Raw genomic sequence first — 11,624 nt, forward strand, 5'->3', positions numbered from 1 at the left:
CATGAACCGCATAGCTTTTCCGGCAAACGCCCTCGTAGCTCAGGGGATAGAGCGTCCGCCTCCGGAGCGGAAGGTCGAAGGTTCGAATCCTTTCGAGGGCACCATCGAAAAGACTCCTGTTCATCCAGCCCAGGCTGGGCGGACAGGAGTCTTTTTCATGCCCGCAACAGCCTGCCTGCGGCCGGCCAAACCTGCCCGTTGCAACGACCCCTGGAATTCAAGGCTGAACAGACCATGGCTCATTTAAATTAAGCAGCCCCCGTGGTGACGGCGAATCTCCACGGGGGCCTAACCGCCGCTCCTTTGAGAAAAGGTGCTTTGGCTACCCACGACACTACAGCCACAGCCCGTCGGGCCACCAATTGAACGTGCGTGTCTTGCCCCACACCCATCCGTGACATGGCCAAACATCCTCGATGCTGCCTCTTGCCGGGCACCTCGGACCGTTTGGGACCGCGACAGCCGGAGAAGCCGAACTGCATCGGGAACCCGGTGTGCCGCTCCGGGGTTGGTGTCGATCTCCAGCACCAAGAAAGGCTCCTCCCCCTGCCGCTTGGGCCCCACCGCGGCTAGTGTGGCTTTAAGATTGTTGGTGCTGGAACAGAAAAGTGGTCATCATGGGCGCTGCTGGTGATACCTCCGGGGTCTCGCTGATACGCGACACGCCAAGCGGTCCGGTGGAAGGCGTCCTGTCCGGATCCGTCGAACGCTTCCTGGGCATCCCCTATGCCAGTGCCCCCGTCGGCGAGCAGCGCTTCGCGGTTCCCATCCTCCCTGCCTCGTGGAGAACACCGTTTTCCGCCACCAAGCACGGTCCCACCTCTGCCCAGGCCCCTTACCCGGGTACATTGGGAAAGTTGCTGCCCACCCGCATCATTTCCGGGGAGCAGTCCCTGAACCTGAACATCTTCGCACCGGCGATGAACGGCTCCGCGCTGAGACCGGTATTGCTATGGATCCACGGCGGATCGCTGCAACATGGATCCAATGCGCTGCCGGGCTACGACGGGTCCAACTTCGCCCGTGACGGCGTCATCTTCGTCGCGGCCAACTACCGGCTGGGCGCCGAGGGTTTCTCCGTGCTCAAGGATGCGCCGTTGAACCTTGGCCTGGCCGATGTCATGGCGGCACTGGAATGGGTCAAGGCCAATATCGCCTCCTTTGGCGGGGACCACGGGCGGGTTACGCTCATGGGCCATTCCGCCGGAGGATCCCTCGTCGCAGCCCTGCTGGCCCACCCCCGCGCCGTGTCCTTGGTCTCCCGCGCCATTATCCAAAGCGCCCCGCTGGCGGCGCAGCCGGTGAAGCATGCCGGAGAAATAACCCGCAAGATCGCCGCCGAGCTTGGCATCGCGGCCACGCGGGATGGGTTTTGTTCCCGTTCCCCGGCCGAACTGGTGCGGGCACAGTCGAAGGTAGCTCCGGGCTCCAACCCCCTGGAGGGCGGTCCCTCCTACTCGGTGGCGATCAAGGCTCCGTTCGTCCCTGCCGATCCGTTCCAGGCGCTGCTTGCCGGTGCCGCCAAGGAGATCCCCCTGCTGATGGGCACCACCACTGCGGAGGCCCGGCTATGGCTGGCCCACTCGGGATACGACGCCAAACCCACAGGGATTCAGCTGGGGTTGTTGCACCGCAAGGCCGGGGTCCCGCGCGACGCCCACAAGCTCTTCGCCCGGAACCGTCCTGCCGAAAGCTCCGCAGAGGTCCTGGGGGCGTTGGCCACCGACATGCTGCTGAGGGTTCCCATGTACAAGCTTGCCGATGCCCGCCATTATGCCCAGGCCTCCACCCATGTGTACGAGTTCGCTTGGCCGAGCCCCGTGTCCGGGCTCGGTGCAGCCCACGGCACCGAACTGCCGTTTGTCTTTGACAACCTGGACGCCGAGGATGCCATCGCACTGGTCGGAGATACAGCCCCGCACTCCCTTGCCAGCGCAATGCATGAAATCTGGGTGTGTTTCGCCACACGGGGCGTCGCGGACTGGCCCGCGTGGGACCTTCGCCGCCCGGTGAAGACCTTTGACGGGAAGAAAAACCCGGTGGTGCTCTCCCCGCGTGAGGACGAGGCCGCCGCCCTGGACTGAGGACCGGGACCCGTGTCGCGCAACAATGGCCTCTCCCCAATACGCTCATCGGCTAGCGTACCTAAGGAACATGCTGTCGGGATTCGGGGAAAGTTGAAAATATGTTTACAGGTGCCTGGTGGTGGGCAGCCGCGTTATTGGTCATTGATTTGGTCATTCGTGTGCTTGCCATAATATTCGTGCCGCGCAATCGCCGGCCGACCTCGGGCATGGCCTGGTTGCTGGCCATCTTCCTGATCCCCTACGTCGGGGTCATCGTCTTCCTGCTCATCGGCTCCCCCAAGCTTCCGCGCAAGCGCCGCGAGGTGCAGAGTGAAATAAACTCCTTCATGCGCGAGGTCGCGGCGAAGGAACACCGCCCGGACACCCGCATAGGCAACCCGGCATGGTTCAATTCGTTGGTCGAGATGAACACCACTTACGGCGGGCTGCCGCTGCTGGCCGGGAATTCCGGGCGGCTGCTGGGCAACTACGAGCAAACCATCGCCGCCATGACGCAGGCGGTGGACTCTGCCACAGACTACGTGCATGTGCAGTTCTACATCCTCAGCGACGATGCGACGACCGCGGAGTTCTTCAATGCGCTGGAACGGGCGGTCAAACGCGGTGTTCGGGTCAACGTCCTGCTGGACCACTGGGCCTCGCGCGGCAAAGCGCACTACAGGCAGACCAAGGCCCGGCTCGATGAGATGGGCGCCCGCTGGACCCTGATGCTTCCGCTGCTTCCGCTGCAGGGCAAGTTCCAGCGTCCCGATTTGCGCAACCACCGCAAGATCCTGGTCATCGACGGCGTCGTGGGATACATGGGTTCGTTGAACATGATTTCGCGGGACTACAACGTGAAGAAGAACATTGCCCGCGGCCTGAAGTGGAAGGAACTGGTTGTTGAGCTGCATGGGCCGGGGGTTTCCGCGCTAGATGCCGTGTTCATTTCCGACTGGTATTCCGAAACCGGCGAAGCCCTCACCATTGGTGTGCGCCGGAAGGAAGCGGTGCCCAGCGGCGACTCGTTGCTGCGGCTCAGCGGAGCGGTGGTCGATCATCGTGAGCATCCAGGGACCATGCTCACCCAGGTGGTGCCCTCGGGCCCGGGCTTCGAGAAAGAGAACAACCTTCGCCTGTTCCTGGGCATGATCCATGCGGCACAGGAACGGGTAGTGATCACCTCGCCCTACTTTGTGCCCGACGAGTCGCTGCTCTACGCGATCACCTCGGCGGTCGCCCGGAATGTTCCAGTTGACCTGTTCGTCTCCGAGATCGGGGACCAGGCGCTGGTCTACCACGCGCAACGCTCCTACTACGAGGAGCTGCTGCGCGCCGGGGTGCGGATCTACTTGTACCCGGCGCCGTACATCTTGCATGCCAAGCATTTCACCATCGATTCCGACGTGGCCCTGATCGGGTCCAGCAACATGGACATGCGCTCGTTCGGCCTGAACATGGAGGTTTCGATGCTGGTGCGCGACGCCGGTTTCGTTGCGCAGATGCGCGCCGTAGAGGACGAATACCGCGAAGCCAGCCGTTTGCTGACGCTCGGTGAGTGGCTCAAGCAGCCCTTGCGCTCCACCGTGCTGGACAACCTCGCCCGCCTGACCTCCGCGCTGCAGTAGGCCCCCGGGTCCGCTCCGCAGCGGTGGTTGACGCAGTCCCAGGCCCACCCCCGGGTGGAATGCACGACCTCGGCGACGCCCCCCATCAGGACAAGCGAAAGGCGGCGGTGCCGCCTTTGCCGCACTCCCCCTTAGCGGGGTTGTGAGGGTCCGGTGGCGCCGCCGCCTGCTTAGGGCCTTCGGGCTACAGTGAAAATGCCGTGGGCCCCTGGCCTTGGTTACTGCAGCATGGTCCGGTCATCAAGCTGTGCACCCTTGATTTTCTCGAACTCGTGCAGCAGGTCCTGGACCGTCATCTTGGCCTTCTGCTCGGCATCCAGGTCAAGAATGACCTGGCCGTCATGCATCATGATCAGTCGGGTGCCCAGGCGCAGCGCCTGTTCCATGTTGTGCGTGACCATCAACGTCGTGAGCTGGTGGCGCTCGACGATTTCCTGGGTCAGCCGGGACACCAGGGCCGCGCGCTGTGGATCCAAGGCGGCGGTGTGCTCATCAAGGAGCAGGATCTTCGGTCCGGAGAACGTGGCCATCAGCAGGCTCAACGCCTGTCGCTGGCCGCCGGAAAGCAGACCGACCTTGGCCTTGAGCCTTGTTTCCAGCCCCAGTTCCAGTGAGGCAAGCTCATCGACGAACCGCTCGCGCTTGTGCTTGGTGACGCCCGGGGCCAAGGCGCGGAAGGTGCCGCGTCCCAGGGCCAGGGACATGTTTTCCTCGATCGACATGTTCGGCGCTGTTCCGGCCATCGGATCCTGGAAGACCCGGCCGATGTAGTTTGCACGGCGGTGGTCGGAGATCTTTGTGACGTCCTTGCCGCTGATGCGCACGGTCCCGTTGTCCGGATGCAGCTTGCCGCCGACCATGTTGAGCACCGTTGACTTGCCGGCGCCGTTGGAACCGATCACCGTGACGAACTCGCCCTCGGCGAGATTCAGGTTGATGTTGCGCAGGGCCTTGCGCTCATTGACCGTGCCGGGGAAGAACGTCTTGTTCAGGTTCGTGATCTCAAGCATCGACGCTCACCTCGTTGGTCTCTTTGGGCTCCACGGACTTGCCACGGATGCGGATGCGTTGAGCGAACTTGCCGAAGCCCTTCCACTGGGGAAGGATCAGCGCCAGGACCACCAGCACCGCGGAAATCAGCTTCATGTCATTGACCTCCAGGCCCGCGTCAAGTGCCAGCTGGATGACCAGGCGGTAGATGACCGAACCGAAGATCACTGCCAGGGCAGCGATCCAGATGAACTTCTGGCCGAAGATCGCCTGGCCGACGATGACCGAGGCCAGCCCGATGAGGATCACGCCGATTCCCATGCCGATGTCCGCGAAGCCCTGGAACTGGGCAATGATGGCTCCGGAGAAGGCAACCAGGCCGTTGGAGATCGCCAGGCCCAGGATCTTCTGGTTATCGGTGCTCACGCCAAAGGAACGGATCATTTCTTCGTTGTCGCCGGTGGCTCGCATCGCCAGCCCTACGTCGGTGCGCAGGAACCACACGATGACCAGGACGGCAGCCATGCAGCCCGCGAACATGAGTGCTACCGAGGTCCAGGTGCCCAGCAGCTGCCGGTCGCGCAAGAAGCTCAGGACGGTGTTCTCGCCCAACAGCGGAGTATTGGCCTTGCCCATTATCCGCAAGTTTATGGAATATAACGCGATCATGGTCAGGATACCGGCGAGCAAGCCGTCAATCTTGCCCTTGGTGTGCAGCAGGCCGGTGATCACACCGGCGAGGGAACCAATGAAGAAGGCGAAGATCGTGGCGATGAACGGGTTGATGCCGTTGACGATCGAGATGGAGGCGACGGCAGCGCCGGTGGTGAAGCTTCCATCAACCGTCAGGTCCGGGAAGTCGAGTATGCGGAAGGTCAGATAGACCCCGAGTGCCATGATCGCGTAGATCAGGCCTAGTTCAACCGCGGTGATCATGGGTGGATCCTTGCGTTTCGAGTGAATGAGTTAATGGCAGTGGCCGGTCGGTTCAGACCGACCGGCCACTGTATTGACCGTGTTGGCGGTCAGGTTTACTTGTAGGTCTCGGCTGCCTCGGAGAGCATGTCCTCCGGGAAGGTCACGCCGATCTTCTCTGCGGCCGTAGTGTTCAGGTACAGCTCCACCTTGGTGATGGTTTCAACCGGCATCGTAGCGGCTTCCGCCTCGCCCTTGAGGAGCTTTACTGCCATCGCTGCGGTCTGCTCGCCGAGCTTCTCGTAGTTCAGGCCGTAGGTGGCCGTGGCACCGCGCTTGACGGACTCGCCGTCGGCGGAGATCACGGGGATCTTCTTGTCCTGTGCGGTCTGCAGCAGGCCTTCAAGAGCCGAAACAACCGCGTTGTCGGTCGGCACGTAGAACGCGTCAACGTCCAGGCTCGCGGCAGCCTGCTGGACCTCGGAGGAAGCCGAGATGGCCTTCTCCTCGATGGTCAAGCCCAATTCACCGGCAGCGTCCTTGGCCCACTGGACCTGGACACCGGAGTTGACCTCGCCCGAGGAGTAAACGATACCCACGGTCTTGGCTTCCGGCTTGATCTTCTTGAGAAGCTCGAGCTGTTCCTTCACGGGGTTCTTGTCCGAGGTCCCTGTGACGTTCTTGCCCGGCGCTTCGTTGCTGGCCACAAGCTTAGCTTCCACCGGATCAGTGACAGCTGAGAACAGCACGGGGATGTTGGTGATGCTGCTCGCGGCGGCCTGGGCGGCCGGGGTGGCGATTGCGAGCACCAGGTCCATGTCCTTGTCCGAAGCGAACTTGCCAACGATCGAGGTGTTGGTGGCCGGCTCGCCCTGCGGGTTCTGCTCGTCGTAGGTGATCTTGTCGCCGGTGTAACCGGCGTCAGCCATGCCCTTCTTGAAACCAGTGGCCACTGCGTCGAGCGATGGGTGGCTGAGGTACTGGTCGATACCGATCTTCACCGGGCCGGAGTCGGCAGCCGGAGCGGAGGAACCCGAGGCCTCAGGTGAGGTGGATCCTCCACAAGCGGTGAGCACCAGGGCCGTGGCTGCCACACCGGCGGCCAGCTGTACGGACTTGAACAATTTCATTGTGTACCTTTCACGACGTGCGAGTGTCATGCCCGGGTGTGCGGCGAGTGCCGTATGCCGGGCGTATTCAGGATCAGACAACCTCGGCCGTTCGGCAGGAAGTTCTCCTCATGAAGTCCTTCGATCCTACATGTGAAGCTACTCACATTTCTTCCATCTGCCATGAATTACAAGACGAACCGTCGATAAATTCGTCAGACTTCATTCAGATTCCATGGATAGCTCACGCGAATCAGACGATTTGTATCCCTGTGACGAGAGAAACAGGCAGTACCGTGGACAAAGCCGAGTTCCGCCGCCTTCCGCTCCGGGATTCGAGTACCGGATCCGGTCGATAAGGCCTTGGACTGCCCTCCCAAAACCACACCCGGTGCCCCGGAACCGGGCTGGGCAGTGCTGGCATAGACTTGGAGCATCATGGCCCTGACGATTTCCTATCCCGACGCCCTGCCCGTTTCCACACGCCGCGATGACATCATGTCGGCCATCAAGGACAACCAAGTGGTGATCGTCGCCGGTGAAACCGGATCCGGCAAGACCACGCAGCTGCCCAAGATGCTCCTGGAGCTGGGCCTGGGCGAACGCGGCATGATCGGGCACACCCAGCCCCGCCGCTTGGCAGCCCGCACCGTGGCCGAACGCATCGCGGAAGAGCTCGGGACCACGATCGGCGCCGAGGTCGGATTCCACGTCCGGTTCACCGGCGAGGTCTCCCGGGACACCAAGGTCAAGGTGATGACCGACGGCATCCTGCTCGCCGAGATCCGGCGCGACAAGCTGCTGAAGAAATACAACGCCATCATCATCGACGAGGCCCACGAGCGCAGCCTGAACATCGACTTCCTGCTCGGCTACCTGGCCCGGATCCTGCCCAAGCGCCCGGACCTGAAAATCGTCATCACCTCGGCCACCATCGACCCGGAACGATTTGCCGCGCACTTCGCGGCACCGGGGCCCGAGGGTGAAGACCCGGTTCCCGCTCCCATTATCGAGGTCTCCGGACGCACCTTCCCGGTGGAAATGCGCTACCGGCCGCTGAACCCGGCCGACGGGATGGACGAAGACGAGCTGGACCCCGACGCCGCCGTGGAAGACCGGGATCCGCTGGACGCCATTACTGAGGCCGTTGACGAACTGGCCAAGGAGGCACCCGGGGACATCCTGGTCTTCTTCCCCGGCGAGCGCGAGATCCGAGACGCCGCCGAGGTCCTGCGCGCCCGGGTGCAGACCAACAAGGCCCTGGCCGGAACCGAGATCCTGCCCCTGTTCGCCCGGCTCTCGCTGGCCGAGCAGCACCGGGTGTTCAACCCCGGGAAAAACCGCCGTATCGTGCTGGCCACCAACGTCGCCGAGACCTCCCTGACTGTCCCGGGGATCAAGTACGTCATCGACACCGGCACCGCACGCATCTCGCGTTACTCGCACCGCACCAAGGTCCAGCGCCTGCCCATCGAACGGGTCTCCCAGGCCAGCGCCAACCAGCGTTCGGGTCGTTGCGGCCGCGTCTCGGACGGCATCGCCATCCGCCTGTACTCCCAAGAGGATTTCGAGACGCGTCCGGAGTTCACCGACCCGGAGATCCTGCGCACCAACCTTGCCGCGGTGATCCTGCAGATGAGCGCGATGGGGGTGGTGCGCAGTGCACGCGACGTCGCCTCCTTCCCGTTCCTCCAGCCCCCCGAGGCCAAGTCGATCAACGACGGTGTGGCCTTGCTGCGCGAACTCGGTGCCATGCACACCGGCACCGAAGCCACCATCACCGAAATCGGCAAGAAACTGGCGCAGCTTCCGGTGGATGTGCGCCTGGGCCGGATGATCGTGGAATCCGGTTCCCGGGGGTGCGCCAAGGAAGTCATGGTGCTGGCCGCCGCACTGTCCATCCAGGACCCGCGCGAGCGACCCAGCGAGGAGACCGGCAAGCGCGAGCGTGCCCAGGAACTGCACAAGCGCTTCGCGGACACCAAGTCGGATTTTTCCTCGCTGCTGAACCTCTGGCGCTACCTGCAGGAAAAGCAGAAAGAACTTTCCTCCTCCGCCTTCCGCCGGCTGTGCAAGAACGAATACATCAACTACCTGCGCGTGCGCGAATGGCAGGACCTGTTCACCCAGCTGCGCCAGCTGGCCAAGCCGCTGGGCATCACCCTGTCCCCCGACGCCGTGGACGCCTCGGCGAACGAGGAAGCCATCCACATTTCCCTGCTCACCGGCCTGCTGGGCCACGTGGGCTCCTGGGACGAGCGCAAACGCGAATACGTCGGCGCCCGCGGCACCCGGTTCTCGGTGTTCCCCGGCTCGGCACTGTCCAGGAAGTCCACCGAGTGGGTCATGGCCGCCGAACTGGTGGAGACCAGCCGGCTCTGGGCACGCACCGTGGCACGCCTTGATCCCAAGTGGGTCGAGGAAGTCGCCGGGGAACTGCTCAAGGCCAGTTACTCCGAGCCGCACTGGTCGCGCAATTCCGGCGCGGTGATGGGATACGAGAAGGTCACGCTCTTCGGGCTGACCATCGTGGCCAAGCGCCGCATCCAGTACTCGCGGGTTGATCCGGAGCTCTGCCGCGAGCTGTTCATCCGCAACGCGTTGGTGGAGGGGGACTGGAAGACCCACCACAAGTTCTTCGCCCGCAACCGCCGCGTGCTCGAGGACATCGAGGAACTCGAGACCCGCATGCGCCGGCGCGACTTGCGCGTCTCGGATGAGGACCTCTTTGACTTCTACGACTCGAAGCTGGGCCCCGAGGTGCTCTCGGAGCGGCACTTCGACAAATGGTGGAAGGGTGCACGGCACCAGGACCCCACGCTGCTGGACTTCGATCCCGAGTCCCTGATGCAGGGCGATGCCACCGAGCTGGACCAGGATGCCTACCCGCGCACGTGGCGCCACGGCACCCTTGACCTGGACTTGGTCTACGAATACAACCCTGCGGCCCGCCCCGGGGAATCTGACGGGGTCTCGGTGCGGGTTCCTGTGCTGTTCCTGAACCAGCTGGATCCGGTGCGCTTCCGTTGGCTCATTCCGGGGCTGCGCGTGGAGCTGGTGACTGCCCTGATCAAGTCGCTGCCCAAGGCCATCCGCAAGAACTTCGTGCCCGCCCCGGATGTGGCCCGGACCGCCGTTACCGCCCTCGAGGCAGATTTCGACCCGGAGACCGATGACCTGGCCACCTCGCTGGAGCTGGTGCTGCGCCGGGCCAAGGGCGTGGTGATCCCCCCGGGGTCGTGGAACTGGGATGGGTTGCCGGAGCACCTGCGCTTCACCTTCACCGTCATCGACTCCGATTCCAAGATCCTGGACGAATCCCAGGACCTGGGCCTGCTGCAACAGACCCTTGCCACTGCCAACCGTTCGGCCCTGGCGCGATCGCTGGGCATCAAGCCCGGCGCCTCGCTGCCCACGGGCAAGTCCGGTGGACCCGACGCGCGGGCAGCAGCAGGCAAGAAGGGCGCCGGCGCGAAGAACTCCCCGCCCGCTTCGGTGCGCGGCAAGGGCGCCACGGTGGCCACCACCATCTGGGAACGCTCCGGACTCACCGACTGGGACACCGGGCTGGGCAACAACGGGAGCATCACCACCAAGGTCGTCTCCGAGGTCGCCGGCCAGCAGGTCACCGCCTACCCTGCGTTGGTCGATGCAAAGACCTCGGTGCGCCTCACGGTCTTTCGCAACGAGGCCGAGCAACTTGCGGCCCACCGTTCCGGGGTGATCCGCCTGCTGCTGCTCAAGGTCCCCTCGCCCTCGCGCTACGTGCTTGACCACCTGAACAACACCGAAAAGCTGGTCTTCACGCAGAACCCGCACGGCAGCGTCGAGTCCCTGATCCAGGATTGCTCCATGGCCGCGGTCGATAGGTTGGTGCCCCAGTCGCTGCCCTTCACCAAGTCCGGGTTCGATGCGCTCTACGAGAAGGTGCGTGCCGAGTTGATCGACACCGTCTTTGACGTGACGGCCATCGTGGAGAAGGTGCTCTCCGGCACCCGGCGGATCAACAAGGAAATCAAGTCGGCGTCCTCGATGGCGCTGATCAATGCGTTGAACGATGTCAAGACCCAGCTCTCCCAGCTTGTCTATCCGGGATTCGTTGCCTCAACCGGTTATGCCCAGCTTGCGCAGCTGCCGCGGTACATTGCCGCGATCGAGAAGCGCCTGGAGAAGCTCAAGGACGGCAACGTCGCCCGCGACAATGCCGCAACATTGGACATCCAGGGTCTCGAGGACGAATATGATGCCGCCTTGGAGATGCTGCTGCCGGGCATGATCACTCCCCCGGTGCTGGCCTCGGTTAAGTGGATGCTAGAGGAATACCGGGTCAGCCTCTTCGCCCAGGAGCTTGGCACCGCCTATTCGGTCTCCGGCAAGCGGATACGCACCGCGGTGCGCGAGGGACTCGCCGCCGCCCGGTAGGCCAATGGGACCGAACCGGCCCCGTCAAGGCAACCACACAAAACCACGTGGCTCGAACACGTGGTGCAGCGGCCGCTCAACGGCGTGCCACATGGCATGTGCCCCGCTCCGAACAGTCCTCGATCGGAGAAACGCTCGGGCGCAATCGGTTGCCGCACCGGGAGCTACGTTCGGTGCGCCAAGGAATCCCTGTGGTTTGGACCGCCATGGCCGCACTCTAAAGCCGGGGCCGGGGATCGGGCCCCCGGTCAGGACCCAACCTGCAGGCACGAGCTCGCCAGAGTCGCCGCGCACAATGCCGGTGGAAACGTCACAGGCGCGCATCCACGCTGAGGAACAGCTCTCCGGTTTCCAAACGCTCGCATTACCCCCGTTACCTTTTAACTAGCCCCTTAAACGGACTCATTGAGGAAGAATTGGGGTTGCTGGCCTGTCGGTCTCGGCATGATTCACTCCCCCTGTTCTTTCATGATCCGGGGGGTGCTGTCACCGAG

At 63.4% G+C, this 11,624-nt stretch carries 6 protein-coding genes and 1 tRNA gene; 4 read left to right on the forward strand and 3 right to left on the reverse strand.

Annotated elements, in window-relative coordinates; translation table 11 throughout:
• Positions 1 to 28: 28 nt before the first annotated feature.
• The 3 genes from ABEA12_RS04285 to cls all read left to right on the forward strand — a co-directional run bounded on the left by ABEA12_RS04285 (position 29) and on the right by cls (position 3,694).
• Positions 29 to 104: transfer RNA gene (locus ABEA12_RS04285), tRNA-Arg, on the forward strand.
• Between the two features lie 513 nt (positions 105 to 617).
• Positions 618 to 2,084 (forward strand): carboxylesterase/lipase family protein, encoded by a 1,467-nt coding sequence (locus tag ABEA12_RS04290; protein ID WP_210100391.1) that lies wholly within the window; start codon positions 618 to 620, stop codon positions 2,082 to 2,084.
• 101 nt (positions 2,085 to 2,185) lie between these two features.
• Complete coding sequence (gene cls, locus ABEA12_RS04295; protein ID WP_210100390.1) at positions 2,186 to 3,694, forward strand: cardiolipin synthase; 1,509 nt, start codon at positions 2,186 to 2,188, stop codon at positions 3,692 to 3,694.
• Positions 3,695 to 3,912: 218 nt separating this feature from the next.
• Here the strand turns inward: cls and ABEA12_RS04300 are convergent, their stop codons facing one another.
• The 3 genes from ABEA12_RS04300 to ABEA12_RS04310 all read right to left on the reverse strand — a co-directional run bounded on the left by ABEA12_RS04300 (position 3,913) and on the right by ABEA12_RS04310 (position 6,729).
• Positions 3,913 to 4,704 (reverse strand): ABC transporter ATP-binding protein, encoded by a 792-nt coding sequence (locus ABEA12_RS04300; protein ID WP_210100389.1) that lies wholly within the window; start codon positions 4,702 to 4,704, stop codon positions 3,913 to 3,915.
• Positions 4,697 to 5,620: an ABC transporter permease gene (locus ABEA12_RS04305; RefSeq protein ID WP_210100388.1), complete on the reverse strand. Its 924-nt coding sequence runs from the start codon at positions 5,618 to 5,620 to the stop codon at positions 4,697 to 4,699. The genes ABEA12_RS04300 and ABEA12_RS04305 overlap by 8 nt, the downstream gene beginning before the upstream one ends.
• Positions 5,621 to 5,715: 95 nt before the next feature.
• Entirely contained in the window at positions 5,716 to 6,729 is a 1,014-nt protein-coding gene (locus ABEA12_RS04310; RefSeq protein WP_210100387.1) for an ABC transporter substrate-binding protein, read from the reverse strand.
• 417 nt (positions 6,730 to 7,146) lie between these two features.
• Here ABEA12_RS04310 and hrpA point away from each other — a divergent pair, with 417 nt between their 5' ends.
• Positions 7,147 to 11,130, forward strand: coding sequence for an ATP-dependent RNA helicase HrpA (gene hrpA, locus ABEA12_RS04315; protein WP_210100386.1), 3,984 nt, complete (start codon positions 7,147 to 7,149; stop codon positions 11,128 to 11,130).
• Positions 11,131 to 11,624: the final 494 nt, after the last annotated feature.

The organism is Paeniglutamicibacter antarcticus (genome assembly GCF_039544305.1).
Classification (GTDB): domain Bacteria; phylum Actinomycetota; class Actinomycetes; order Actinomycetales; family Micrococcaceae; genus Paeniglutamicibacter; species Paeniglutamicibacter antarcticus_C.

Coding starts and splice junctions, on each gene's coding strand:
- ABEA12_RS04290 (WP_210100391.1), top strand. CDS start 618: ATGGGCGCTGCTGGTGATACCTCCGGGGTCTCGCTGATACGCGACACG.
- cls (WP_210100390.1), top strand. CDS start 2,186: ATGTTTACAGGTGCCTGGTGGTGGGCAGCCGCGTTATTGGTCATTGAT.
- ABEA12_RS04300 (WP_210100389.1), bottom strand. CDS start 4,704: ATGCTTGAGATCACGAACCTGAACAAGACGTTCTTCCCCGGCACGGTC.
- ABEA12_RS04305 (WP_210100388.1), bottom strand. CDS start 5,620: ATGATCACCGCGGTTGAACTAGGCCTGATCTACGCGATCATGGCACTC.
- ABEA12_RS04310 (WP_210100387.1), bottom strand. CDS start 6,729: ATGAAATTGTTCAAGTCCGTACAGCTGGCCGCCGGTGTGGCAGCCACG.
- hrpA (WP_210100386.1), top strand. CDS start 7,147: ATGGCCCTGACGATTTCCTATCCCGACGCCCTGCCCGTTTCCACACGC.